We start from the raw sequence: 25016 nt of genomic DNA on the forward strand, positions 1-25016 counted from the left end.
CTGCATGGCTGCTGCCGATCCTGACCGGACGCGGCGAAAGAGCGCCGCGGCCGGACGAGGTGTGCTTAGTCCACGCAGAGGCAGAACGGGTGGCTGGCCGGATCGAGGAAAACGCGAAAGGTGGTCCCGGGCTGCGTGTCCGCTTTGGTGGCTCCCAGCTCGATGGCCTCTTTTTCGCCTTCGTCCAGGTCCCGCACCATCAGGTCCAGGTGCATCTGCTGTGGTACGCCCTGGCCCGGCCATTCCGGCGCCCGGTAGTCGTCCACCTGCTGAAACGAGATGCAGTCGCTGCCGTCGTCAGGGCGGATTTCGGCCCAGTCGCCGTCATCCTTCACATTCCAACCGAGCAGGGCACCGTAAAAGCCCGCGAGGGCTCCGGCGTCGGGGCAGTCAATGACGAGTCCTGGGAAGCGTGCGATAGCCATGCGGGAATGCTACAGCCGAACATTCGATCTGTCCCTAAAGCCACCGGGCGAAATAGTCCACGGCCGTGCTGAGGATCCAGTCCAGCTGGTCCTCCGCGCCGAAAAAGCAGTGGTCACCGCCCCTGATGGGGATGAGTTCGTGGTGGACGTTCGCATCCGTGAACGCGGCGGCCAGCAGTTCGCTTTGGGCAAGCGGCACCAGGCCGTCGCTGTCGCCGTGGATCAGCAGGAACGGCGGTGCGCCGGCGGTGACGTAGCCCAGCGGGCTCGCGGCGGCCAGCAGGGCGGGATCGTCGGTGCCGCCCACCAGCATGGGGCCCGGTTCCAGGGTCATGCCCTCCGGCACGGCCGCGCTCAACGGTCCGGCCATCGTGCCGGGCGGCATGTTCATGGGCGGCATGTCCGGCAGGGAGGACACCCCGTAGAAGTCGACGACGGCGCTCACGGCGCTGGAGTGGCCCTGTACGCCGAGTCCGCCCTCAAGGTCGTCGCGGCGGCCGGTAAGTCCCAGCAGTGCGGCGAGGTGGCCGCCGGCGGACTCGCCCCAGGCGCCGATCCTTCCGGCGTCGATGCCCAGCAGGTCAGCGTGTTCGCGGAGGTACCGGACGGCGGCCTTGAGGTCGTGAAGCTGGGCCGGGAACGGCGCTTCCAGGGCATGGCGGTAGTCCACGGTGGCGCACGCGATTCCGGCTTGGTTCAGTAGGCGGAACACCGATTCCGGGGCAAAGCTAGGCGGCAGTTCGCGGCGGTCCCCGAGCTGGAATGCGCCGCCGTGGACCCACAGAACCAGCGGAACCGGTGTCCCGGCGGCGTTGCGGGGCAGCCAGATGTCCATGGCGAGCCGGCGGAAGCCGACAGTGATTGCGTAGCTGACCTCGCGGTGGACGGCGGAGTTTTCCGACACGACGTCGGCCGTGCCCGGGGGCAGGAACGCCGGGAAGGCCGGGGCCGGCAACCCGGCAGGCGCCGTGGCTTCCGGTCCCGCCGGAACGGGTTCCGCCCTCGACGTTGGCGTGGTCAGTGACTCGGGGGTCATGGTGCGCTCCTTGCAAGGGTCGGAATGGTGCCTGCGCCGCGCGCAGGGACGGCGGCGGGAAAAGTATGTGTTCCGGGCCCGACGACGGCGTTCGGCTGGCCGGCGAGGCGGACCTCCGCTGTCGTGCCGGGCGGGACGGTCGCCCTGAGGGTCAGTTCGCCGTCGTCCATTGTCCAGCCCACCTCGATCAGGCCCTGCGGGCCTCGGTGCGAAGTGGCCGCGGACGTGATCCCGGCGCCGGGCCGGGGCTCGATGATGATCCGTTGGTAGGCCGCGCTGCCGGGTGCCTGGCGCAGGCCAGCCGTGTAGCGGTGCAGGAACGAGATAACGGCGCCCTTGCTGTAGTGGTTGAGCGAGGCCTCGGGCGTGCCGTCCGGGCCGAGGCCGTTCCAGGCCTCCCAGACGGTGCTGGCACCTCGGTCCACCATCGCGAGCCAGGACGGCTCGGAGTCCTGCATGAGCAGCTCGTAGGCGAGGCCGGGATGCCCGTTGTCGGCAAGGACGGGCAGCAGGTACGGCGTGGCCAGGAAGCCGGTCCCCACATGGGTGCCGGCCTCCCTGACCAGGTTGACGAGCTGGTTCGTCACGGCGGCGCGGGCACTGTCCGGCACAAGGTCGAAGGCAAGCGCCCGCACGCAATTGGCCTGCGTGCCGCCGTCGACTGATCCGTTGCCGGCTGTCCCGATTCCCACTGTCCCGTTTCCGGCTGTCCCGTTTCCCGCTGTCCTGTTTCCCACTGTCCCGTCGGCGTGCAGGTATTCCCGTTGCCACGCGCGGCGGACGTTCTCGGAGAGTTCCCCGAGTTCCTTGGCCTCGGCTGCCTTGCCCAGGACGGAGGCAATGCTGGCCATGATGGCGGAGGAGCGCCGGTAGTAGGCGGTGGCAACGATGCCGTGGTCTGCGCTCCTGGCACCGAATACGTCCGGCTGCGGCCCGTCCGGTTCCAGCCATTCGCCCCAATGGAAGCCGGTATCCCAGAGGTACTTCTCGTGCTCTTCGGGCGTGGGGCACAGCGCCCCCCGGGCCGGGTGCCGGTTCTCTTCGGCGGTGCGGCGCACAAAGCCGAGCCAGCGGTTCATGGCATCCCAGTTCTCCGCCAGGATCTTCGCGTCACCGGTGGCCAGGTAGATTTCCCACGGGACGGACACGATCGCGTCGCCCCAGCCGGCGGAGCCGTTCAGGAACGCCATGGGGTCGTTTCGCGTCGCGTCCGGGCCGGGCGAGGGCGAGATGTTGACGATCACACCGTTCTCCCACTGGTCGGCGCGGACATCGTTGAGCCACTTCGTTGAGAATCCGGAGACGTCGAAGAGGTAGGCCGCGGTGGGTACAAACAGCTGCCAGTCGCCGGTCCAGCCCGCTTTTTCGCGCTGGGGACAGTCGGTGGGCACCTCGCACGCGTTGTCGCGGAAGCTCCATTCCACAATGTCGTGCAGCCTGTTGAGCCGGTTGTCGCTGCAGCTGAAGGTGCCCAGGCGCTCCAGGTCGGTCTGGACCATGCAGCCAACAATGTCCGCCGGCTCCAAAGTGTCGGCCAGGCCCTGGACCGAGATGTATTGGAAACCGTGAGTGGTGTGGCGCGGTTCGAACACCTCGCCCCGGGTGCCGGCCGAGACCACAGAGTCCCTCTGCCCGGGGTCGAGGAACTGTCCAGGGTTCTTGAAGTCGATGGGGCGGAGGTGGTCCTGGGTGACTTCCCCGTCGGCGTCCAGGGCCTCCCCGTACACCAGGGTCACTTTGGTGCCGGCAGCACCCAGCCGGCTCAAACGGACCCAGCCATGGATATTCTGGCCCAGGTCCACGATCTGGCTGCCGTTGCTGAGTCGGGTGATGGAGACCGGAAGGAGTTCCTCCACGATCCGGGTGGGCGGCGCCACCGGGCCGCTGAGCGTAGCGAAGCTGCCGTCGCGGAGGACCGCGTGCCTGGCCGCCCCGTGGCCGCGGCGGAAATCCACTTGCTGGCCCGCCATGAGATCGGCGCTGGCGATCTCCGTGGCGCTGACCAGCCACGATGCGTCCGTGCCGATGACTGTCTGGGCTCCGCCGGACACCATCTCCAGCTGCGCCAGGAATGCCGTTTGCGTTCCGTACATGTCGGCGTCGCGGGTGAACCCGAAGGATCCGCGGAACCAGCCGTCCGTGAGGACCGCGCGGACGGTGTTGGCGCCGGCGCGCAGCAAGGGCGCGACATCAAAGGTCTGGACCTGCAGGGTGCTGTGGTAGCTCGTGGAGCCGGGGGTGAGCTGCTGGTCCCCCACCCGCTCCCCGTTGATGAAGAGCTCGTAGATTCCGTGCGCCGTGGCGTAGGCCCGCGCAAGATCCGGGGTGGCGTCCAGGGTGAAGTTGCGGTGCAGGGCGTAGCCTGGCCGCTTCCCCGGCGCCGGGACCACGGGCTCCTCGGGTCCGATCCAGCGGGCACTCCAGTCGCCGGGGTGCAGGAGTCCAAGTTCCACGGACATGGGCCTGGCCCAGGCGGAGGCAATCTCAGTGCCGTCCGGGGCCAGGTCCCATGTCCGGACGGACCATTCGAAGCGGTCACGCGAGCCGAGGGCGGGACCGCCGTATGGCACGTAGCCGTGCGTGCCGCTGTCCACCCGGCCGGTGTCCCAGCCGTTGCTGGCGGTCAGCTGGTAGGCAACCTGACGGAGGGTGCCCTGCGGCGGCGTCCAGCTCAACCTGGGAGCAGTGTTGGTGATCCCGAAGGCCTGGCCGAGGTTGTCGGAACGGAGGCGTGTCGGGGGCAGGGGCCGGCGGCCCGCGGTGGCAGTCAGGGTGGGCTCCATCAGACGTAGTGGCAGGCGACGTCGGACTCGCCCACGGTGCGCAGGGCGGGACGAACGGATGTGCACAGTTCGGTGGCCAGCGGGCAGCGCTGGCTGAACGGGCAGCCTCCAGGCTTGGCGGCCGCCGCGGCGGCCGTGCGGACGCCAAGGGATTCCCGCAGCATCCTCCGCTGGGCCTGTTCCGCGGGTCTTGGCACGGGCGAGGCAGCCACGAGAGCCTGGGTGAAGGGGTGCCTGGGCTGCTCCGTGACCGTTGCCGCGGGCCCGCTTTCCATCACCTGGCCGCGGTAGAGGACCACCACGCGCTGCGCCAGGAACTGGACCACCGAGATGTCGTGGGCGATGAACAGGTAGCTGAGGCCGCGTTCGTCCCGGAGGTCGGCGAGGAGGTTGAGTACCTGCGCCTGGGTTGAAAGGTCCAGGGCGCTGACCGCTTCGTCGCAGACCACCAGCCGGGGTTCACAGATCAGGGCGCGCGCCACCGCGATACGCTGGCGCTGGCCGCCGGAGAACTGGCTCGGGTAGCGGTCTACGGCCTCGCGGGGCAGCCCCACACGTTCCAGCATGGTTTCGGCCTTCCCCCGCGCGTCAACCGCCGACACTCCGCGGATCCGCAGCGGCTCCGCCAGCGAGGCACCAATGCTCTGGCGCGGGTTCAGCGAGGAGTTGGGGTCCTGGAAGACGGCCCGCAGCTCACCGCCCAGGGCGCGGCGCTCTGCGGCACCGGCATGGGTGATGTCCCTGCCCTGGTAGCTGATGGTGCCGCCGGCGCTCGTCTGGAGACCCAGGATCGCCTTGCCGATGGTGGATTTTCCGGAGCCGGATTCCCCCACCAGGCCTACGGTCTCGCCGGGGCGGATGGCGAAGCTGACGCCGTCCACCGCGGCCGGGGCCGCCGCAGCCTTCCGGCCGCGGCCATACCGGACCACCAGGTCCTTCACCTCGAGCATGGGTCCGTCCAGTACGGGGGCTGGGGACCCCTGCCGCTCTGCCGCTTCGATGCTCATGCCAGGTCCTTTTCGACGATTTTCAGTACTCGGTGCGTGGGCACTTCGGTGGCAAGCCATTCCAGGCCCTCGACGGCCAGCTCGTCCGCCTTGGCGCAGCGGACCCGTCCGTCCTCGGACCCGGAGGACAGCAGCGGGACCGGGGCGGCGCAGGCCGAGCCTGCGAACTGGCAACGCGCCATGAACCGGCAGCCCGTGGGCCAGTCCTTGGGCTGCGGAACTTGGCCGCTGATGGTGGCCAGCCTCTCGGGCATCTCCGCGGCGTTGTTGGCGTGCGGGTCGGCGGCAAGGAGCGCCAGGGTGTACGGGTGGCGGGGGTTGTCCAGAATGTTGGCGGTCCGGCCGCTTTCCACGACCTGGCCGGCGTACATCACGGCGACGTTGTCGCAGATGTCGGCCACGACGCCAAGGTCGTGCGTCACCATCACCACGGACATCCCGGTGTCCTTCACCAGGGAGCGCAGCAGCGAGAGGATTTCGGCCTGCACGGTGACGTCCAGGGCGGTCGTCGGCTCGTCAGCCACCAGCAGCCGCGGCCGGCCGGACAGGGCGAGGGCGATGGCCACGCGCTGGGCCATGCCGCCGCTGATCTGGTGCGGATAGGCCTTGAGGATGCTTTCGGCGTCCACGATGCCTACCTTTTCCAGCAGGCCAAGGGCTTCGGCACGCGCCTGGGCTTTGCCTGCCTTGCGCAGGCGCCGGATGGCCGCGGTGAGCTGGTAGCCCACCGTGAACATGGGGTCCAGGGCCCGCATGGGTTCCTGCGAGATCAGGGCGATGTCACGGCCGCGGATGCCTTCCAAGTCGCGTTCGGTGGCGGCTGCGAGGTTCCTGCCGTTCCACAGGATCTGGCCCCCGGTGGCAGAGACCCCGGAGGGCAGCAGTCCCAGCAAGGACAGCGCCGTCATGGTCTTGCCGCACCCGGACTCCCCGACCAGGCCCAGCACGGTTCCCTGGCCGACGTCGAACGAGACGTCCGTGACCAGCGCCGTGCCGCCGTCGACCCCCACGGAAAGGTTGCGGACGCTTAGCTGGCCTGTCGCAGGGACGGCGCCCGTCCCTGCAGGTGAGGCGGCGGCGCCTGCTGCGGCCACGGCATCGGCAATAAAACTGCCGCGCTGGCGGCGGGCCGCTGCCGAGGGCAGGTGGGAGGCCGCGGCGTTCGGCGCCTTCCCCAGGGCGTTGCCGATGGCGTTCGCGGCCAGGACTGTCAGGGCAAGGACCGCACCGGTGGGAACCATGAGCCAGGGTGCGTCGTAGACGTGCTGCGAGGCGCCCTGGATCATGCCGCCCCAGCTGGGCTGCGGGATGGGTGGGCCGAAGCCGATGAACGCGAGTCCGGCCTGGATCAGCATGCCTACAGCGAAGATGAGGGCGGACTGGACCACGATCGTGTTGGTCAGGCCGGGCAGGACATGGCGGAGGCTGATCCCCAGGATGCTGACGCCGTCCACCTTGGCGGCGTCCACGTACAGCTGGGACTGCAGCGACTTCGCCTGGCCCAGCATGACCCGGTAGATGCCGGCAGAGATCAGGATGCCCAGGATCGCCATGATCAGCGGAATGTTGGTTCCCACGGCACCGATGACGGCCAGGATGATCACCGTGCCGGGGAGCGACATCATGATTTCGGTGACGCGGCTGAGCACCCCTTCCGCCCGTTCGCCGGCGGCGCCGGCCGTCATCGCCAGGACGGTTCCCAGCCCGACGCCGACAATCACCGTGATCAGTGACGTTCCCAGGGTGCCGGCCGCGGCGGCGAAGATGCGGCTGAGGAGGTCCCGGCCGAGCTCGTCCGTGCCGAGCAAGTGCGCGGCGGTGGGGCCGGACAGGACAGCGGTGAAGTCCTGGTCCTCGGTCTTGTAGGGCAGCCACCACTGGGCGGTCAGCGAGGCAACCACCAGGGCCGCCAGCCACACGACGCCGGCCACACCCCCGGGGGAGGCGAAGAGCCGGTTGGCGGACCGTGTGGTGATGGCGGCCCGCGGGCGGGGGTTGAGTTTGGGGATCATGAGGCACGCAACTTCGGGTCAAGGAACTTGGTGGCAAGTTCCAGCACAAGGTTCACAGCCACCACCACGACGGTGGCGATGACCACCACGCCCTGGACTGCGGGGGCGTCGTGGGTGCTGACGGAGGTCTGGACGGCCTGGCCCAGGCCCGGCATGGCGAACAGCTGCTCGGCGATCACGGAACCGCCGAACAGGCCGATGAACTGCAGCGCGATGCCGGCCACGATGGGCAGGCTGGCGTAGCGCAGGGCGTGGATGTAGAGGATTTTCCAGGTGGGGGTGGCCGTGGCGCGCAGGGTCCGGATGTGCTCCTGCTGCAACGCCTCGAGCATCGAGGCCCTGGTCTGGCGGGCGATGAACGCTGCGCCGCCGACGGCCAGGGTGATCACCGGAAGAGCCAGGGACATGACCCAGTCCTGCGGTGAGACCTCGAAGGGAACGTAGCCCGTGGCGGGAAAGACCGAGGACTGGACGGCGAACAGGTACACGAAGATGATGCCGATCCAAAAGGCCGGGAGCGCCACCGCGAGGCCGCACAGCCCGCCGACGATCCGGTCCACCAGGCCGCCGCGGACCGCCGCGGTCACGCCCAGGCCGATGCCGAGGACGGCGCTCAGCACTGTGGCACCGGCCGCAAGCGACGCTGTGACGGGGAGTCTGTTGCCCAGGTCCGCCGCGACGGAACGGCCGTCAATCAGGGACGTGCCCAGATTGCCCTGGACGGCGTCTGTGAGCCAGCGGAAGAACTGGGTCAGGAGCGGATCGTTCCAGCCAAGCCGGGCATTGACCTCGTCGATTGCCTCCGGGGCGGCGCCCGCTCCGAGCGACACAGCACCCGGACTGCCGGGCATCGCGTGGACCAGCAGGAACGCCAGGACCGCGACCGCCAGCACGGTGGCCAGCGCCATCAGCAGGCGCTTGGTGATGAATAGTGCCATGGTGACCTCCATCGGTCAGGACCTGCCGGGCGACCCTTCCTGTTCGGAAGGCCCGCCCGGCAGGATCGGTGGTCAGCTAACCGGTGCGTAGGACGAGAGCAGCGGGTAGACGTTGCTGCCGGCGAAGTCCACCTGCTTGACCTTCTTGGTGTTGTAGCCCTGGTTGGTCAGGGATTCGAACAGCGGGATCAACCAGCCGGACTCAACCAGCCGCGTGTTGAGCTTGGTCAAGGCGGCCTTGCGGGCGGCATCGTCCTTGGCAGCGGCGGCCTCGCCCGTGGCGGCCGAGAGCTGGTCGTCCGTGGCCTTCTGGACATTGGTGAAGCCGCTCAGGATGGCGCCGTACATCAAGCCCACCGGGTTGTCCCACCCCAGCGGCGCGTAGCCCAGCGGGGTGGTGGCGACGGCGGCAAACGCCTCATCGGTCGACGTCGCCATCTTCACGTTCATGGTGATGCCGACGGCGGCGAGATCCTTCTGGACGGCCTGCAGATCCGTCTGGGTGGTGGCGCTGGCGACGATGGTGAAGTCAAAGCCGTTGGCGTAGCCGGCCTCGGCCAGGAGGCTCTTGGCCTTCTCCGGGTCATAGGCAAAAGCGGTTTCCAGCTGCGTCGTAAATCCGGCGGAATCCTTGGGCAGGGCGTTCCAGGTGGCGATGTCCCCCTTGTGCAGGGCATCCACCAGGGCCTTGCGGTTGATGGCGTGCTGGATGGCCTGGCGGACCTTTTCGCTGGCGAACGCCGGCGACGTCTTGCCGGTCTTGTCGAAGGCGATCATGGTCTGGACGGTGCCGCCGATCTGGGAGACTCCCACGCCTTTGGCCTTGGCGAAGTCAACGGTGGGTGAGGTCAGCTGGGCCACGTCCACCTGGCCGGAGACCAGGGCGTTGGCGCGTGCCTGCGGGTCCTGAATGACGCTGAAGACGATCTTGCTGTAGGGGTATGTCGCGGCGTCGGAGCTCTTGTCGTTCTTCTGCAGGACGTACTTGTTGCCCTTCACGGTGGTCCCGGAATCCAAGGTGTACGGTCCTGAGCCGTCCGGCTTGGCCGCGAGGTTCGCCGAATCCGCGGCCCCGGTCTTGCCGACGATCATGCCCAGTGTGGAGGACAGGTTCTTCTCGAAGCCCGGCTGCGCCTTGGCGAAAGTCAGGGCCACCTGGGTGGGGCTGAGGACATCAACGGACGTCACTTCCTGTGCGCCGCCCTTGGCGATGGCCGAGTACGCCGAGAGTGCGGGATCGGTGCGGCGGTCGAAGTTGGCCTTCACGAGTGCGGCGTCGAGTGTGGACCCGTCCGTGAAGGTCACCCCCTGCTTCAGTGTCAACGTCAGCACGGTGCTGTCGGCGTTGTAGCTGAATCCGGTGGCCAGGCCCGGACCAACGGAGCCGTCCGGCTGCAGGGTCATGAGGTTCTCGTAGAGGCCTTCGAAGAACTGCCGCTGTGCGTCCGAGACGCGCAGCGGGTCAAAGCCGAAGGAGGCGCTGTCGCTGTCGACGCCGATGGTCAGCGTGCTCTTGTCAACGGTTGACGCCGCCTGCCCGGAGCCGCCGCAGGCGGTCAGCGGGCTGAGCAGAAGCGCCCCGGCCAGAACGGCCGCGCTCCGTCGTGCGGTGGAGTTCAGAAGTTTCATGTGGTGCGCCTTCGCATTCTTTCTCAACAAACGGGGGTCAACATCCTGGGGGAGCCTGGCGGCCTGTATGCCGGTCGTCTGTGACCGGCTCTCCGGGCCGTTGCGCCGGTGCCCCTCTCGTCGATGGGTCTCGGTGACCGGCTCACTCAAGGATCACGGCGCCGCCTCAAACGGAAACACTTCAATGTCATTGATTGGAAAGGTATTGTGGCGGGGGTCACTCCGGGCGGGTCTTCGGCGGACGCGCGATGCAGGAGACGGGCGGCGATGAGTCTTTCAACCAATGAAAACGGCCATCCCTGGTCCGTCCTTGAGCACCGAGGATGGACAGTCAGCCCAGGCACTGTCGCCCGGCGCTCACACCGAAAGGAACCAGATGACCGACTCTTTTGCTTTCCCGCAGGATTTTCTCTGGGGCGTGGCCACCGCAGCCCATCAGGTGGAAGGAAATAACGTCAACAGTGACTGCTGGTTCCTGGAGCGGCTGCCCGGGACGATTTTCGCCGAACCATCCGGCGACGCCGTCGACCACTACCACCGGTACCGCGAGGACATTGCCCTGATCGCCAGCCTGGGTTTCACCAGCTACCGCTTCTCTCTCGAATGGGCACGCATCGAGCCCGAAGAAGGCCATTTCTCAGTGGCGGAACTCGACCACTACCGCCGCATGCTGGAGTCCTGCCATGAGCACGGACTCACTCCGGTGGTCACCTTCCATCACTTCACCTCACCCCTCTGGCTCCTCGCGGCCGGCGGTTGGGAGGACCCGCGGACCCCCGCACGGTTTGCCCGCTACTGCGACCGGGCCATGAGGCACCTCGGCGACCTCATTGGCGTCGCCTGCACACTCAACGAGCCGAACCTTCCGTGGCTGCTCAAGGAACTCGGCCTGGGCGGTGAGGCCCCCGAGCGCAGGGCAAGCGTGCCGCTCTGGGCCGCCGCAGCGGACCGGCTCGGGATCGAGGCAAGCAGCGTGGCGCCCTTCCAGTTCACCGTCTCCGAGGCCGGCTTCGATATCAAGCTCGCGGCACACCGTGAGGGCCGGGCCGCCATCAAGGCGGTCCGTCCGGAGCTCCCGGTGGGGTGGACCCTGGCCAACACCGACATCCAGGCAGCCGACGGCGGCCAGGACCGGGCGGACAGGATCCGCCGGGAGGTCAACGAACGCTTCCTTGTGGCGTCCCGGGAGGACGACTTCGTGGGGATCCAGACGTACGGCCGCACGGTTTTCGGGCCGGACGGCGTCGCGCCGGCCCCCGAGGGTGCCGAGACGAACCAGATGGGCGAGGAGATTTACCCCGAAGCCCTCGAGGCGACCATCCGGGAGGCGGCCAGGATCGCCGGCATTCCCGTGATGGTCACGGAGAACGGCCTGGCGACCGAGGACGACTCCAAGCGGCTGGCCTACCTCCGCACGGCGGTGGCCGGCGTGGCGTCCTGCCTGGCCGACGGCATCGACGTCCGCGGCTACATCGCCTGGACCGCCTTCGACAACTTCGAGTGGATTTTTGGCTACGGTCCGAAGTTCGGCCTCATCGCGGTGGACAGGGCCACGCAGGAGCGGACCCCGAAGGAGAGCGCCAAGTTCCTTGGCAGCCTGGCCAAGGCGAAGGTGGCTCAGTCCGTTTGACCAGGCACCGCCGCAGGTGACGCCCCACCCAGACAGCGCCACATCCGTTGGGCGCCATATCCGGCGGGCGCCATATCCCGGCGCCACATCCGGGCGCCGGCTAGGAGTTTCATTGGGCGAAACACTAGTGTGGTGGGGGTCACTGGCGGCGAAAGAGGAACGGTTTGAAATGACAGCAGTCCCCGTAAGGGATCCGGACACCGCCGGACCCGCAACCCCCGCTCCTGGCACCCCCGCTCCCGGTACCGCCGCTCCGGCGCGCGGCAAACGGCCAAAGCAGGGCGAACCCGTCATCGACCGTGCGTTGAGCCTGCTCGCCGTGTTCACGGACCGGCGCCGCGCCCTGACGCTTTCCGAAATGGCCAGGTACGCGGACATGCCGGCGCCGACAGCGCTCCGGCTCATCGGCCGGCTGGTGGCCTGGGGCGCGTTGGAAAGGCTCGACGACGGGCGCTACGTTGTGGGGGTACGGCTATGGGAAGTCGCATCGCTGTCGCCTCGCGGCCATGGCGTGCGGGAAATCGCGCTGCCCTATCTCGAGGACCTTTTCGAAGTTACCCGCCACCACGTCCTGTTGGCGGTCCGTGACAAGGACGAGGCCGTGCTCATTGAACGGCTGTCCTCCAGGCAGGCTACCGAGGTGGCCTACCGGGTGGGCGGCCGGGCTCCCCTGCGGTCCACCGCCGTCGGCCTGGTGTTGCTGGCCGGCGCAGACACGGCGTTCCAGGAAGCCGTCATCAAGCAGCCCGCTGATGAGGAAGCCGGCGTGGACGCCATGCCGGAGGGGCAGCTGCGGCGCACGTTGTCCGACGTGCGCCGCACGGGCGTCGCCATGATCAGAAGGTCGGCGCCGTCCAGGACAGTCTCCGTGGCCTCCCCCATATTCGACGCGCAGGGCGCCGTCGTCGCGGCTCTTTCCATAGTGGTTCCCGACGGCGGCACTCCCCCGAACGTGCTGGCACCGGCAGTCCAGGCAACAGCCAGGGCGGTCTCCCGAAACCTCGGGTTCACAGCGGAGGCCAGCGCCGGCGTGCGCCACCAGGCGCAGGCGTAGGGCGCAGGCGTAGGGCGCAGGGCCTGGCCGCCAACAGGACCGTTCAATCGCCCATGGGCGCGACGTCCGGGCGGTGGAGCGGATCCGGCCGCTGCGGCACGGACTGCGGTTGGATAACTACTTGACATGCCCGGTAGCGGAGTCTAGGACTGGCCTTGTCCAGTACCATCCACCAGCCTAGGAGTAGCAATGGAGACCGCGCCCTACGGAGTCGTGCACTTTTTCCCGGGAGGAACCAAGGAGCAGTACGAAGCGTCGATTGCAGCAGTCCATCCGGGCGAGGGGCTCCTGCCGGAAGGCCAGATCTTCCACGCCGGCGGGTCGTCCGCGGGCGGTTGGACCATCATGGCGGTCCATGAATCGAAGGAGAGTTGGGAGAAATTCCGCGACACGATCCTTATGCCCCGGATGCAGCAAGGCATTGAGGGTGGCTTCGCCTCGCCGCCCGAAGAAACGGTCATCGACCTGTACAAGGTCCTGCCGTAAGAAGGTCCTGCCCTAAGGCCGGGCAATTCACACCGAACAAGTAACACCGTCGCGAGTCTCCGGCTGACCGGCCAGTCAGCCCCGGCCGGCTGCCGGAGACTCAAGACGCTATCGGACGGACCACCAGGACAGGGCACGGCGAGTGGCCGGCCACCTGCGCTGAGACCGATCCGATGTGCAAGCCCGCGAATCCGCCGTGGCCGCGTGAGCCGACCACCACCAGATTGGCTTCCCGCGCGGCGTCAAGAATTGCCGACGCCGCCGAGTCGCTGTGGACGGTCCGCGTCACCGCGTTCACGCCCTCGGCGGCCCGCGCCGCCTCAGCGCCGAGGGCCTCGGCCTGCTGTTCCGGAGACGCTTCGGCCACGACCTCCCCGGCGGCTGTTTCCAGCAGCGCGGGATACCAGGACATCGGCGCTTTGCTCCAAACAGTCACTATCCGCAGCTCGGCATCGCGGTACCGGGCCTCGTCCACGGCCCATTCGAGGGCGCCGCGCGATTGCTTGGAGCCGTCAAACCCGACCACAATCACAAAAGGATCCGAATTTGTCATGATTCCAGACTTTCACCGTCATCTTGCGGAGGCCATCCCCGGGCACCCCGGCGCTACACCAAGTCTCAGCCTCCCTGCCGGCCTGGGCCTCACCCAGTCCGGGTGAATTGTCCGGCTCCGCCCTTGCCTGCTGCCGGTTCAAACGATGCCGCGCTTGGCGGCCGTTTTGAGGGCATCGCGCCGGCTTCCGGCCCCGAGTTTCCGGTAAATGGATCGTTCATGCGTTTTGACCGTGTTCACCGATATGTACAGCGCGTCGGCAATTTCGGCCGCGGTCATGATGGAGCGCATGTAGGCCAGCACCTCGCGTTCGCGCTCCGTCAGGCTCCAGTAGGACTGTGTCCGGAGCCGGGCCCCGCTCTGGGTATCACGTGCCATGAGGGCAGCGATGAAGGACTCGTGGGCGGTGCCCCACACGGCGTGTTGCACCAGCAGGCCCGCGAGTTCCTCTTTCCGCTCCGCAAAGGGCCGAAAGACGGACTCGGGCTCGGCACGGTGGACCGCATGTTCAATCCGTTCATGCGCCGTGGCCGTGTCTCCGGTTCCGTGGGCCACGAGCGCCTCCGTCAGGCTCGCGCAGGTGTCGACATAGGAGTTGCCGCGCCGGCCAGTCAATGACTCTGTGCAGCGTTGGGCGGCGTCGATCTCGCCTCCGCGACACAGCAGCTCCGCCAGCAGCGAATCCGCCAGCGCCCCATGTCCGCCAGCGCCGAGTGGGTGCACGATCGCCAACGCCCCCTCCAGGTCGCCCTGGGCTTCAGCGACCTTCGCCCTGGCAATGGTGTGCAGAGCGTTCCATGACACGCTGTAGAGTCCCCGGGCGTGGAAGGATTCCAGCGCCGAGCTGGATTCTGCGAGCCGGCCCGGATCCCCGGTGGCACAATCGGTCAGGACCCGATAAATGACACTGAGCGGTCCTGAAGGGAATAGCTCGCTACCCAATCGCTGGGCCCTCGCCAGGTATTTTTGGGCAGCCGCCAGGTCGTCGTTCCAGTAGCATGCAATGCCGCGGGCCAGCCAGGCCGGAGCCATCCGTTCCTGCGAATTCCAGCCCAGGGCCTCACCCCGCTCCAGGGCACTCGTGGCACTATCCGCGGCCTGCACCAGATCACCGGCTCCTGCAAACGCCAGCGCAAGATCCGCCTGGGCACTGATGTCTATGGCTTCCAACCGCTCAAGATTGCCGCTTCCGCCGGCTGACTGGAGCAGGACTGCCGCGAGGTCGCCGGTGCGGTGCAGCCGAAATTCCGCCTGGGCAAGGAGGAACAGTCCTGTTGAACTGGCGGCAGAGTGGCTGTCCTCTGAAATCTCCCTGATCGGCCTGCCGCCCTCGGCCGGGGCAGCGTGGACGTCCTGGCGGCCGACGGCAGGCATCGGCTCGAAATGGGCCCGGCACGCCTCAAGTCTCCGGCGGCGAAGCGCATCCAGGACATAGGTCCGCGACAGTGCCCGGTCTGTGAGCTCGGACGCCGTCGCGTTGTCGCCGGAAAGCATGCGGCAGACGGATCTGATCATCAATATCTCTGGGTCCTCGCTCCACGGCGCCGGCAGGTCCCGGCAAAGCCGTTCCAGGCTCTGGGCATCGTTTCCCAGAACGAAGTCGAGCCAGTGCGCGCCGAGCGACATCACGGCCTGCCGCGGCGCGCGCCCTTGCAGCGCCTGGGCTGCGCACTCGACGACGTCAGACTCCTGGTAGTAGCGCGCCGCCACTCGGTGCAGGCGCTCAGCAAGCAGTGGGTCGCGCCTTTCCAGTATTCGTCGGCACTGCGCCGCGAAGAGGGAATGCCAGCGGTACATCGATTCACCGCCGCGGTAATCGTGCTCCTCGATGAACAGGCCGTTGCGGAGGCATTCCTCAAGCAACACGCCGCCGTGCGGCCGGCCATAGAGTTCGACGGCGAGCCGCCGGCCAAGCCAGTCGCAGGTGGTGGCCCGCAAGATGAACTCAGCCAGTGACGGTTCGAGTTGGTCAAGGATTTCTTCCGCGACGTAGTCGGCGAGCGGTACGTGCGCTGCTGTGGTCCCCGGCGCCGTGACAGGCGTCGGCACCGGCACGTTGCCCGCCTGCGCCAGCGAGACGATTCCCGCGTGCACGGCGACCGGCCAGCCGGCAGTCATTCTCCACAGGGAACCAGCGTCAAAGGCTGCGTCTTGTCCCAGCAGGAAGGCAAATTGGGCGACTTCCTCTTGCGTGAAGGCAAGCTCAGCGGCGCGCAGTTCACCGAGGCCCTCGCCGTACCTGAACCTCTCCAGCTGGATTGACGTGTGGCCCCGTCCGGAGAGGACCAGCCGCAGTGACGGGGGCGCCGACGCGGCGAGCACGCCCACGATTCCAGTCGCCAGCCCCGGACCGGCCAAGTGGACGTCGTCGATCACGAGGACAATCGGCTCCGTGAGTTCCTCGAGGGCCCGGAGCAAAAGGTCGTAGGAGGCAGCCCGGTCATGGGCGAGGCTCTGGTCAAGGGCCAGCAATGCATCGTTGCCCGGCATGGGCACCGTGCCGGCAGCGCGCTGGATCGCCCCGACAACCCCGTGAAAAAGCCGTGCCGGTTCGGTATCGAACCGATCGAGCGACAGCCAGGCGCACGGCAGGTCGCAGTGGCGGACCCAGTCGCCTAAAAACGTGGACTTGCCGTAGCCGGCCGGCGCTGCGACCAGCGTCAGGCGGTGCGAATCGGCGGATGCGGACAGGGCGTTGTCCAGGCGCGGACGCGCCAACGCTCCGAGACCGCGCAGCGGTGGCCGGATCTTGAACTGAGGACCAGGCAGCCATCCAGCATTCTGCATTTCACCCACATAGCACATGCTAGGCGGCCGCAAAAGGGCCCTAACAGGGCGCAAAGACCCCTTGTGCGCCTTCGCTTTGCGCGGCCAAATAGCAGCCGGCGCCCACGTTCCCGCGGCGCGCCGGGAATTGTGGGGCGGGGGTATCATCAGTCATGGCTACGAAGCACGGAAGCCAGATGGACCCGATTTTCCTCCATGACCTCGATAAAGCCGGGCGGAGGCAGGTCCTTATTTTTGCTGCGGCACGCCTGGCTGCATTTTCCGTGCTAATCCTCGCCCTCTACTTCGTAATTCCAATATCGGGATTCAACGTGGACAATCCGGCGGCCGCGTGGATCCGCCTGGCCGCTGTCGTCGTGGTATTTCTCGCCGCCATGTCCCTTCAAGTGCGGATGATCCTCTCGGCGCATATCCCCCAGGTCCGGGCCGCCGTGACCGTGGTCGAAGCTGTTCTCATGTTTCTGTGCCTTTTCGGACTGCTTTACACGTCAATGTCGCTAACGGATCCATCCTCATTCAGCGAACCCTTGAACAAAACAGACGCCCTGTACTTCACGACGTCCACCTTTGCCACCGTCGGTTTCGGCGACATTACTCCGGTGAGCCAACTGGCGCGGGCAGTGGTTTCCGTCCAAATGATTGCTGATCTGGGAGTGCTCCTATTAGTGGTCAAAGTGGCCTTCTTCGCTGCCGGCCGCCGTCTGGGCCGGTAGGCCCAAGCAGCCTTGCTGCATCACCCAAAACAGGTGATGCAGCGCCAATGTGGTGAAGGTAGGCGGGAAATTCTCCCGAGTACAAAGTAGCGGCCCATCAAACTCCTGGCAGGACGCGGATGCGAGGCGCCAGGCGGCCCAGCGTGGCCCGAACCGCCGCACCGCGGCAGGGACGGCAACCCTTCCCCGGCACGAACAGATCACCCTGTGTGGGTGGGGCTGGACGGACGCACCGCGTGGACAATGAAAATTGTCATGAGTGCCCAACCGCGGTACATCGGGCCGGGTCGACGAGTTGCTACCTAGGCGGAACCCCATGTCTCTCCAAGATCAGTCCCCGAGCTCCAGCGGCACGGACCAGGAAGAAATACTCCGGCTGCGTGCGGAAGTTGCCCGGTTGCAGCAGGAACGGGACGAGGCCAGAAAGGCACCACCCAGGCCGGCCAGGTCGCATTCGGGGCTGGCCCGCCGGGTTATCGCCATAGTGCTGGTGGTCTTGACTGCAGTGCTGGCCTTCGCCGCTGTGCCCGCCATGTACCTGCGCAGTGAACTCATCGACGACACCGACCGCTACGTCGCAACTGTGGCTCCCTTGGCCTCCGACCCGGCGATCCAGGCCGAGATCGCGGACAAGGTCACACAACAGATCACCGACGCCGTGGACTTCAAGACCGTCATCGCGGACGCGCTGAACGAACTGAGCAAGACGGCGCCACGTGTCGCCGCGGTGATCACCGGACTGGCGCCGGCGATTGCGGAGCAGACTAAGAACCTCATTCATACCGCTGTCTCCAAATTCGTCGCCACACCACAGTTCCAGGGTCTTTGGGTGCAGGTGAACCGGGTGGCCCACCAGGGCCTGGTGAACCTCGCCACCGGCAGCTCCGGCGGAACTGTAACCATCGACCAAAACGGCACTGTGACGATCTCTACCAAGGAGATCATTGCCCAGGTCAAGAGTGCCCTGGTCCAGCAGGGGGTCGGCATTGCCGCCCGCATTCCGGACGTTGACGCGCATATCACGCTGTTCCAGTCTCCCGAACTGGTCCGGGCCACGAACGCCATCCGAACGCTGGATGCGACGGCCCCCATCTTGGCGTGGCTGACGGTGATTAGCGCCGCTGGTGCGATTGCCGTGGCCCCGAGTGGCAGGAAACGGAGCACTATCAGCGGCGTCGGTTTGGCGGTGGCCATAGCCATGGCGCTGCTGGCACTGGGACTGGTCATCGGCCGCACCGTCCTCCTGAATTCGATTCCGCCAGACTCCGTGTCTCCGGCGGCGGCCCAAAGCCTGGTCGAAACCCTCCTGGTGCCCCTACGCAACAGCCTGCGCCTTGTCTTCGCGGTGGGACTCATCATTGCCGTGGCAGCTTTCCTCGGCGGTCATTCGCGCCCCGCGGAATTTGTCCGGCACGGGCTTGCGAGCGCGGGAGATTACATCACCGGGAAAGTCGGCGCCAGCCAGGCCCGACCGTGGCAGCGCTGGCTGGCCCGATACCGGCGGATACTGGAAGCCACGATAGTTGGTATCGCCGTGCTGGTTCTGATCTTCTGGCAGGACCCGACGGCGGCCGTCGCCATCTGGACAGCGGTCGTTGCGGTGCTCGCCATTCTCCTGGTCGAACTGCTGTGCCGCCCCGCCGTTGCGGCCGGCCCGGACGGCCCGGACGTCGAAGCGTCCGCCACCGAGCCCGTCACGGGGCCCCCGGCCCCTCCCCCTGGACCACTATCGGTGCCCGGCCGGGAGCCCGCGGCGATGGCTACAGCAACGATGGCCCCGGTAAAGCCCGTCACCGCGCCCGGCCCGGAGTCCGCGGCGGTGGCTCCAACGGAGCCGGTGCCCGCGCCGGCGCCTCCGGCGAAACCCGCCAAGGCTGAGAAGCCCGCCAAGGATCGCCCCCCGGACGAGCCGAACCCCACGATCCCTCTTCCTTGAGGAACGGGATCCTCTAGAGGACTCGGCGTGCGGGATCCAGTGCCCTGAAACTTCTTCAGCGCACTGGATTGCGGGGGCCAGAATTGCGGGCGGGGCCGTTGCCGGGCAGCAGCCAGCGCTAGGGGGCTGTAGGCGTGAACGGGAAGAGGTCTTCTCCGCCTCCGTGCACCACCAGGCACGTTGATTCCGGTATTTCCCTCCATGCCCCCCTCAGATCCCCCAGCGGCTCGGAAACCACCACGCGCGCGTCGGAGGAGAGCTCCTGGAGCATCGCGTTGTCCGGGTACTGGGCGCGAAGCGTGGAGATGTCGGCACTGTGGAACAGTGTCCGGGACATGCCTTCACTGGAGTAGCGGAACGCCCAGGTGGTCTCGCCGTCGGTGGTTGCGACGGTCATCTGGATGGGGTACTGGATGCCGTGGCGCTTGCCTACGTCTTCAATCAGTCCAACCGCAGAGGCGACCGCAGCACGCGGGTCCTTCTCCAGGCCGAAGGTGAGCGCGACGTAGAAGAACAGCTCCGAGTCCGTCGCTCCCTCAATCAACGGAAACAGCGACGGCTCGACGGCGAAGGCCAAGTCGCGTTTGACCGTCGGGAAATCCGTGATGAGCCCGTTGTGCATCCACAGCCAGCGGCCGTGCCGGAACGGATGGCAGTTGGTCTGTTGGATCGCCGAGCCGGTTGTGGCACGGATGTGGGCGAAAACGCGTCCGGCGGATGCCAGGGCGGATAATTCGCGGAGGTTGCGGTCGTGCCAGGCCGGCTCCGTGCTGCGGAACACTCCGGGAGTCGGCGCCGATCCATACCAGCCAACACCGAAGCCATCGCCGTTGGTCGTCTCGACTCCCATGCGTGCGTGTTTGCTCTGCATGACGAGTGAGTGGACAGGTTTGTACAAAAGATCATCAAGTTTCACGGGCGACCCCGAATACGCGAGCCAACGGCACATGACGTCCTCCTCGTTTTGGACAGCAGTCCATCACGCGTACCGGACCCGCACATCATCATCCGGGGGTGATTCGACCGGTCGCGGGCGCGCGCGGGCACCGCCTGCAGGATCACCCCCGGCGGGTGAGGCGCCCGCCGGGTCCGAAGCCAACACTTGTGGTACCTGCCAGTGATAGGACTGCCAGGCGCGAGCCATGAAAAGTGCGCGAGTCTACGGAGAAAGGGGCCTTGCAGTGTCGAGACCACAACCAGTCCTCGCGCTGATTGCCTTCTGTGCGGCAATCGGGCTGCTCACGGGCTGCAGCACCACAAGTCCGAACGCCAGCCCCGCCACCAGCCAGACCCCGAGCGTTTCACCGGTGTGCGCCGCTTCCGCTGCCTTCTCCTCATCCTTGACGAACTTCAAGGACACTCTCAAGCCAGGTGCCACGTTGGAGCAGATCCGGTCAGCCCGGGAGCAGGTGGCGAAAGCCTACGACGATCTGGTCACGGCAGCCGGTGACGCAGCCAAGGATCGCGTGGATGCCGTCAAGACCGCCCAACAGAAGTTTGGTGCCGCCGTCAACGCCGTTCCCGACACCGCCACCCTGACCCAGGCAATTAACGCCCTGCGGGACGAAGCCGCGAACGTGCAGGCCGCCGTCAGCGACCTCACGAATGACGCCAAATGCTAAAGCAGCCACCAGGGACCCGGGCCTGTGGCCCAATCACCCGCACAGGGTCCCGTTCACAAGTAACGCCTCGCCAATTGAACGCCCGCCAATGGAAAGCAGGGAAGCGAAAATGAGTTTCTTCCAGAACTTTTGGGAATTCTTATGGTGGATGTTTATCTTCTATGCGTTCTTCGCCTTCCTGTGGGCGTTGTTCATGGTGATCGGCGACCTCTTCCGCGACCACGAACTCAGCGGCTGGTGGAAGGCCGTCTGGATCCTCTTCCTGGTGTTTGTCCCCCTCCTGTCCGTCCTGACCTACATGGTCGCGCGCGGCAAGGGAATGACGAAGCGGGCAACGGAGGCGGCCCGCAAGAGCCGGGCGGAAACCGATGATTACATCCGCCAGGCTGCCTCGGCCAGTCCGAGTGAGGAGATCGCCAAGGCCAAGGCACTCATGGACGCTGGAACCATCACTCCGGAGGAGTTCGACCGGATCAAGAGCAAGGTAGTCGTCTGACTCAGATTGGGGATCCCTCATAGTCGGGGACAGGCCACAATGAATCCACTACTCAGCACGCTTCCTCGCCCCTAAGGTGGAACCAGGCTGAACCAAGGAGGGCCCAATGGAGCCGGCATCATCGGAACCTGGTCCCCGTCCGGCCCTCCCCCGCAGCGTAACCATCCTGCTCGCCCTGGCCGGCGCGGCCGTTGTGTCATTCGGCCTCGGCGCGATGCGGGGAATTGTCACACCGGTGTTCTTTGCGTTCGTGCTCACGCTCTGTGTCCATCCCCTGCGCCGCTGGATGCAGGGACGGGGAATTCCCCGAGGAATAGCCACGGGAACCACCATCGCGGCCGTCTTCGGGTTGCTGACCGCCTTCGCCGCGGTCCTCATCGCCTCACTGGCACAATTCTCCGCGCTGCTGCCGCAATACGCCCCCCAAATGCAACAGCTCGGCGCCACAATTTCCAGTGCGCTGGAATCTGTGGGCTTCGGCCCCCAGCAGGCCCAGGAAGTCCTGAACGGGTTCACCCCCGGCCGTATCATCGGGTTCCTCGGCGGCCTCCTGGGGAACATCGCGAGCCTGGTCACCAGCCTCGTGATCATTTTGACGATGCTCATCCTCATGGCAATCGATGGCTCGCGCGTACCTGTGATCCTGACCCACCTGAACTTCCACCGGCCGGCACTGGTGGCCGCGTTTGACGTCTTCGGAACCGGCGTGCGCCGCTACATGGTCGCCACCACAGTCCTCGGACTAGCCCAAGGCATATTCAACTGGCTGGTCCTGGTCATCCTGCACGTCCCCGGGGCCCTGCTCTGGGGCTTGTTGTCTTTCATCTGCAGCTTTATCCCCAACATCGGGTACTTCATCGCGATCATCCCGCCGCTGTTCTTCGGATTCCTCACCGGCGGCTGGACCACCGTTGTGACCATCATCATCGTCTACGGCGGGATCAACAGCGTCATCCAGTCCATCGTCCAGCCGAAGTACGTGGGCAACGCCGTGTCGCTCAGCGAGACCCTGACCTTTGTCTCCGTCCTATTCTGGGCCGTGGTCCTCGGTCCCGTCGGCGCTGTCCTCGCCGTCCCCCTGACGCTCTTCGTCCGCGCCCTCCTACTCGATTCCGATCCCGCGCTCGCATGGTGGCGGCCGTTGACTGGCGACAGGACAGACGTTCAACATCTCCTCAAAGAAGAGGACGAGGCGATCCGCGCCCGTCGCGGCCGGCTACGGCCTGGCCAGCCGGACGCCGGCAGCGGCACCAGCACCAGCACCGCGCCGAAGGCATGACGCGCCGCCAGGGTGCTGCCCGGGGCAGGTGAGAACGCATGCTGAGCACCGTCACCAGCCTGCTGCTGTTCGCCGTCGCCGGTGCGATGAGCACCGTGCCTGTCAGTGTGACGATCATGATCCTGCTCTCCCCGGATCCACGCCGCGGGGCCCTTCCCTTCCTGATCGGCAGCCTTGTAGGTTCCGTTGTAGTGGTGGGCCTCTCGGCGGTCGGGCTGCAGTTCCTGCCCGTCAGGCCACCGCTCCTGCGCAGGGACGAATGGGTGGCCCAGTTTGCCATCGTGATCGGTGTCCTTCTGATTGGGTACTCCCTGTTCCTGTTCCTGAGCAAGGGCCAGCGGGAGAACGCCATGCTGGGCAGGATGACCTCGAGGTTCCGCTCCGCCCGACCCTGGGAATTCGCCGTCCTGGGCCTGGGCCTGAACCTTCGTCCCAAGGCAATCCTGCTGGCCGTCACGGCAGGTGCCGTGATCAGTGTCCAGGAACCGTCGCCGCTGGAGGGCAGCATCCTGATCCTCGCCTATGCCCTCGTGGCGCAGTCCGCCGTCGTTCTTCCCGTCGCTGTGTGGCTCCAGTCCCCGGAGCGCGCCCAAGCGCCCCTGACTACGCTCTACAACTGGCTGCAGCGCCACGGGCGCAGGATCGCGGCGATAGTCACCCTGGCGATCGGGCTCTTCGTCGTCGGCTACAGCCTTGTGCAGCTCTGACCCGGAAATTAGCCCAGGAGAGTCCCCTCACCTGCGCCGGCGGGCTTGGGATCGGGGATCCGGACCATGCGGAAAGAGGTGCCGAGCCCGGCGAGGCCGGCAAGGATCGGGACGAACAATGCGATCTGGAGGGCCAGGGGCCGGGCCTCCGTGTTGATGCGGATGATTTCGTTCTGGATGTCCTGCGGTTGGCCTGCGATCTGTTCCTGGAGTTGCGCATCGCTCATCACCTGGGCGTCGTCTTCCAGTACCGTCGCGACCTGCTGCTTCTCGGCGGGCGGGAGGACAGTGCTGGCATTAGACAAGCCGATGAAGATGGCCGACAGCGATGCGAGCATGATGCCGCCGGCGAACGCGAGACCGAAGGACAGGCCGAACGATCCCGCGGCCGAATTCACGCTGGCGGCCTCGCTGACCCGCTCGTCCGAAATCGGGGACAGGGTGTAGTTGTTCAGCTGGGATACCAGCAGCCCAAGGCCAAATCCTGAAATGATCAGCGGGATCAGGAGCCACCAGCCGGAGTCCGCGCGCGGCACGACCGGGACCAGCACCACCAAACCCAGGACCAGGAACAGGAAGCCCCACCGTATGAGGCTGGCCGGGCGCCGCCTCCCGGACCTCTTCCCGGCGATCATGGCGACCACGAACATGGTCAGCGAAAGCGGGGCGATCGACAGACCTGACTGCATGGCGTTGTATCCGAGCACCATCTGAAGGTAGATGGGCAGCACGATCATGGTGCCGCCCAGTGCGATCTGCTGGAGCATTTGTCCCGTGGCACCAAAGCGGAACGTTTTGGTTTGGAACAGGTCCGGGTCCAGCAGCGTCGGCTTGTCGCGGCGTTTGCGCTGAACGAGCCAGAAGACCAGACCGCCCAGACCGACGGCACCCACGGCCAGGAGCGCGCCGACAGCCTCGCCGCCTTCTTGCCAGACCAGGATGCCGAGCACGACGCCGCCCATGCCGACAATGGACAGGAATGATCCGAAGAGATCCAGTTCCCGCGGCCCGGTGTACGGCACGTCTTTGACGAGCCTGATTCCGGACAGGACGACCGCGATGATGAGGGCCTCGAGCAGGAAGGCGACGCGCCAGGACAGGAACGTAGTGAGGAAGCCGCCGAGCAGAGGCCCGACCGCGGCAGCAATCGCTGCCGAGGCTCCGACCAGGGCATAGACCCTGTGCTGGGCATCTCCCTCGAAATTTCCGTGGATGAGGGACTGCATGGCAGGAAGGAGCAGCGAGGCACCAAGGCCGCCGATCAGGGCCCAGCAGATGATGATCGGGAGCAGACTCTGGGCCAGGGTCATCGCGATGGCGCCGATGGCGTAGCAGCAAAGCCCGATGACGTAAGCGCGCTTGCGCCCGATCAGGTCGCCGATCTTGCCGCCGATCAGGATGAAGGCCGCTGAAACGAGCGCCTCAAGGGCGATTGTCGACTGGAGTCCGCTGACGGTCGCACCGATGTCGTTCACCACGGCGGAGATCGAGACGTTCATGATCGACGTGTCCACCACAAGGACGAACATCGCCATCGCCAGCAGCAGAGCGAGCTTCTGGTTGAACGGCACCGTCTGCGCGGCGGCGCCGTCGGTAGAGCTCATTGTGGGCCGTCCCCGCGGCCCGCCGCGTCCCAGATCAATTCACAGCCGGACATGCCGCCTCCTCTGCCGTAGACCGGGCGGGCGCTCGCACGGGCCCGGCCCTCCAGGAACGCACCCCGCCAGAGCCCACCGTAGTGCGATGCTGATGCCACGCTAGCTGTCCGCCACCACGGCCGGATCATTCCCGGCGGGTGAGGTTTCGGCGCTCGCCGTCCCCAGCCGGCAACGAAGGACTCCAGCCACCCCCGGCGATGGCCTAACCTAGGAGACTGGCCCCGGCTTAACTGCGGGGCAGACTTCTCATCCCGCCCCACCCAAG

The 25016-nt window shown here is 66.7% G+C and carries 20 protein-coding genes; 9 read left to right on the top strand and 11 right to left on the bottom strand.

What is annotated here, in order from left to right:
• Positions 1-65: 65 nt before the first annotated feature.
• The 7 genes from AC1DEY_RS00695 to AC1DEY_RS00725 are packed head-to-tail and all read right to left on the bottom strand — an operon-like array spanning position 66 to position 9830.
• On the bottom strand, positions 66-425 hold the full coding sequence (locus tag AC1DEY_RS00695; protein WP_476866313.1) for a VOC family protein: 360 nt from the start codon (positions 423-425) through the stop codon (positions 66-68).
• A gap of 34 nt (positions 426-459) precedes the next feature.
• A complete protein-coding gene (locus AC1DEY_RS00700) occupies positions 460-1461 on the bottom strand; it encodes an alpha/beta hydrolase fold domain-containing protein (protein ID WP_476866314.1) in 1002 nt (333 codons plus the stop codon).
• Positions 1458-4244, bottom strand: a complete 2787-nt coding sequence (locus AC1DEY_RS00705; protein ID WP_476866315.1) for an alpha-L-rhamnosidase — start codon at positions 4242-4244, stop codon at positions 1458-1460. The genes AC1DEY_RS00700 and AC1DEY_RS00705 overlap by 4 nt, the downstream gene beginning before the upstream one ends.
• Complete coding sequence (locus AC1DEY_RS00710; RefSeq protein WP_476866316.1) at positions 4244-5251, bottom strand: oligopeptide/dipeptide ABC transporter ATP-binding protein; 1008 nt, start codon at positions 5249-5251, stop codon at positions 4244-4246. The genes AC1DEY_RS00705 and AC1DEY_RS00710 overlap by 1 nt, the downstream gene beginning before the upstream one ends.
• Positions 5248-7263: a dipeptide/oligopeptide/nickel ABC transporter permease/ATP-binding protein gene (locus AC1DEY_RS00715; RefSeq protein WP_476866317.1), complete on the bottom strand. Its 2016-nt coding sequence runs from the start codon at positions 7261-7263 to the stop codon at positions 5248-5250. Before AC1DEY_RS00715 ends, AC1DEY_RS00710 begins: the two co-directional genes overlap by 4 nt.
• Positions 7260-8213 carry an ABC transporter permease gene (locus AC1DEY_RS00720; protein ID WP_476866318.1) on the bottom strand — a complete coding sequence of 318 codons (954 nt, stop codon included), beginning with the start codon at positions 8211-8213 and terminating at the stop codon, positions 7260-7262. The genes AC1DEY_RS00715 and AC1DEY_RS00720 overlap by 4 nt, the downstream gene beginning before the upstream one ends.
• Positions 8214-8273: 60 nt before the next feature.
• Positions 8274-9830, bottom strand: a complete 1557-nt coding sequence (locus tag AC1DEY_RS00725; protein WP_476866319.1) for an ABC transporter substrate-binding protein — start codon at positions 9828-9830, stop codon at positions 8274-8276.
• Positions 9831-10206: 376 nt separating this feature from the next.
• Here AC1DEY_RS00725 and AC1DEY_RS00730 point away from each other — a divergent pair, with 376 nt between their 5' ends.
• The 3 genes from AC1DEY_RS00730 (at position 10207) to AC1DEY_RS00740 (ending at position 13000) form a co-directional block, all read left to right on the top strand.
• The gene (locus AC1DEY_RS00730; RefSeq protein WP_476866320.1) at positions 10207-11460 is read left to right on the top strand and encodes a glycoside hydrolase family 1 protein; all 1254 of its coding nucleotides are present in this window, start codon (positions 10207-10209) and stop codon (positions 11458-11460) included.
• 169 nt (positions 11461-11629) lie between these two features.
• Complete coding sequence (locus AC1DEY_RS00735; protein WP_476866321.1) at positions 11630-12514, top strand: IclR family transcriptional regulator; 885 nt, start codon at positions 11630-11632, stop codon at positions 12512-12514.
• 189 nt (positions 12515-12703) lie between these two features.
• Positions 12704-13000 (top strand): hypothetical protein, encoded by a 297-nt coding sequence (locus AC1DEY_RS00740; protein ID WP_441408487.1) that lies wholly within the window; start codon positions 12704-12706, stop codon positions 12998-13000.
• A gap of 100 nt (positions 13001-13100) precedes the next feature.
• Here AC1DEY_RS00740 and AC1DEY_RS00745 read toward each other — a convergent pair whose 3' ends face one another.
• On the bottom strand, positions 13101-13553 hold the full coding sequence (locus tag AC1DEY_RS00745; protein WP_476866322.1) for a universal stress protein: 453 nt from the start codon (positions 13551-13553) through the stop codon (positions 13101-13103).
• A 138-nt stretch (positions 13554-13691) separates the two neighbouring features.
• Positions 13692-16340 carry a helix-turn-helix transcriptional regulator gene (locus tag AC1DEY_RS00750; protein WP_476866323.1) on the bottom strand — a complete coding sequence of 883 codons (2649 nt, stop codon included), beginning with the start codon at positions 16338-16340 and terminating at the stop codon, positions 13692-13694.
• A 176-nt stretch (positions 16341-16516) separates the two neighbouring features.
• On the opposite strand from AC1DEY_RS00750, the gene AC1DEY_RS00755 reads away from it, so the two are divergent.
• Complete coding sequence (locus AC1DEY_RS00755; protein WP_476866324.1) at positions 16517-17053, top strand: ion channel; 537 nt, start codon at positions 16517-16519, stop codon at positions 17051-17053.
• Positions 17054-17369: 316 nt separating this feature from the next.
• Positions 17370-18989: a hypothetical protein gene (locus AC1DEY_RS00760; RefSeq protein WP_476866325.1), complete on the top strand. Its 1620-nt coding sequence runs from the start codon at positions 17370-17372 to the stop codon at positions 18987-18989.
• A gap of 118 nt (positions 18990-19107) precedes the next feature.
• Here AC1DEY_RS00760 and AC1DEY_RS00765 read toward each other — a convergent pair whose 3' ends face one another.
• Complete coding sequence (locus tag AC1DEY_RS00765; protein ID WP_476866326.1) at positions 19108-19938, bottom strand: class II glutamine amidotransferase; 831 nt, start codon at positions 19936-19938, stop codon at positions 19108-19110.
• Between the two features lie 232 nt (positions 19939-20170).
• On the opposite strand from AC1DEY_RS00765, the gene AC1DEY_RS00770 reads away from it, so the two are divergent.
• From AC1DEY_RS00770 to AC1DEY_RS00785, 4 genes are all read left to right on the top strand, one after another.
• Positions 20171-20611 (top strand): hypothetical protein, encoded by a 441-nt coding sequence (locus AC1DEY_RS00770; protein ID WP_476866327.1) that lies wholly within the window; start codon positions 20171-20173, stop codon positions 20609-20611.
• 109 nt (positions 20612-20720) lie between these two features.
• Complete coding sequence (locus AC1DEY_RS00775; RefSeq protein WP_441408481.1) at positions 20721-21107, top strand: SHOCT domain-containing protein; 387 nt, start codon at positions 20721-20723, stop codon at positions 21105-21107.
• A gap of 106 nt (positions 21108-21213) precedes the next feature.
• Positions 21214-22386 carry an AI-2E family transporter gene (locus tag AC1DEY_RS00780; protein ID WP_476866328.1) on the top strand — a complete coding sequence of 391 codons (1173 nt, stop codon included), beginning with the start codon at positions 21214-21216 and terminating at the stop codon, positions 22384-22386.
• A 38-nt stretch (positions 22387-22424) separates the two neighbouring features.
• Positions 22425-23093, top strand: a complete 669-nt coding sequence (locus tag AC1DEY_RS00785) for a GAP family protein (RefSeq protein ID WP_476866329.1) — start codon at positions 22425-22427, stop codon at positions 23091-23093.
• 8 nt (positions 23094-23101) lie between these two features.
• On the opposite strand, the gene AC1DEY_RS00790 is transcribed toward AC1DEY_RS00785, so the two are convergent.
• Complete coding sequence (locus AC1DEY_RS00790; RefSeq protein WP_476866330.1) at positions 23102-24697, bottom strand: MFS transporter; 1596 nt, start codon at positions 24695-24697, stop codon at positions 23102-23104.
• Positions 24698-25016 lie beyond the last annotated feature (319 nt).

This window comes from Arthrobacter sp. 05T47, assembly GCF_056395825.1.

Coding starts and splice junctions, on each gene's coding strand:
- AC1DEY_RS00710 (WP_476866316.1), bottom strand. CDS start 5,251: ATGAGCATCGAAGCGGCAGAGCGGCAGGGGTCCCCAGCCCCCGTACTG.
- AC1DEY_RS00760 (WP_476866325.1), top strand. CDS start 17,370: ATGTCTCTCCAAGATCAGTCCCCGAGCTCCAGCGGCACGGACCAGGAA.
- AC1DEY_RS00700 (WP_476866314.1), bottom strand. CDS start 1,461: ATGACCCCCGAGTCACTGACCACGCCAACGTCGAGGGCGGAACCCGTT.
- AC1DEY_RS00695 (WP_476866313.1), bottom strand. CDS start 425: ATGGCTATCGCACGCTTCCCAGGACTCGTCATTGACTGCCCCGACGCC.
- AC1DEY_RS00765 (WP_476866326.1), bottom strand. CDS start 19,938: ATGTGCCGTTGGCTCGCGTATTCGGGGTCGCCCGTGAAACTTGATGAT.
- AC1DEY_RS00775 (WP_441408481.1), top strand. CDS start 20,721: ATGAGTTTCTTCCAGAACTTTTGGGAATTCTTATGGTGGATGTTTATC.
- AC1DEY_RS00735 (WP_476866321.1), top strand. CDS start 11,630: ATGACAGCAGTCCCCGTAAGGGATCCGGACACCGCCGGACCCGCAACC.
- AC1DEY_RS00790 (WP_476866330.1), bottom strand. CDS start 24,697: ATGAGCTCTACCGACGGCGCCGCCGCGCAGACGGTGCCGTTCAACCAG.
- AC1DEY_RS00730 (WP_476866320.1), top strand. CDS start 10,207: ATGACCGACTCTTTTGCTTTCCCGCAGGATTTTCTCTGGGGCGTGGCC.
- AC1DEY_RS00780 (WP_476866328.1), top strand. CDS start 21,214: ATGGAGCCGGCATCATCGGAACCTGGTCCCCGTCCGGCCCTCCCCCGC.
- AC1DEY_RS00740 (WP_441408487.1), top strand. CDS start 12,704: ATGGAGACCGCGCCCTACGGAGTCGTGCACTTTTTCCCGGGAGGAACC.
- AC1DEY_RS00720 (WP_476866318.1), bottom strand. CDS start 8,213: ATGGAGGTCACCATGGCACTATTCATCACCAAGCGCCTGCTGATGGCG.
- AC1DEY_RS00715 (WP_476866317.1), bottom strand. CDS start 7,263: ATGATCCCCAAACTCAACCCCCGCCCGCGGGCCGCCATCACCACACGG.
- AC1DEY_RS00745 (WP_476866322.1), bottom strand. CDS start 13,553: ATGACAAATTCGGATCCTTTTGTGATTGTGGTCGGGTTTGACGGCTCC.
- AC1DEY_RS00785 (WP_476866329.1), top strand. CDS start 22,425: ATGCTGAGCACCGTCACCAGCCTGCTGCTGTTCGCCGTCGCCGGTGCG.
- AC1DEY_RS00705 (WP_476866315.1), bottom strand. CDS start 4,244: ATGGAGCCCACCCTGACTGCCACCGCGGGCCGCCGGCCCCTGCCCCCG.
- AC1DEY_RS00750 (WP_476866323.1), bottom strand. CDS start 16,340: ATGCAGAATGCTGGATGGCTGCCTGGTCCTCAGTTCAAGATCCGGCCA.
- AC1DEY_RS00755 (WP_476866324.1), top strand. CDS start 16,517: ATGGACCCGATTTTCCTCCATGACCTCGATAAAGCCGGGCGGAGGCAG.
- AC1DEY_RS00725 (WP_476866319.1), bottom strand. CDS start 9,830: ATGAAACTTCTGAACTCCACCGCACGACGGAGCGCGGCCGTTCTGGCC.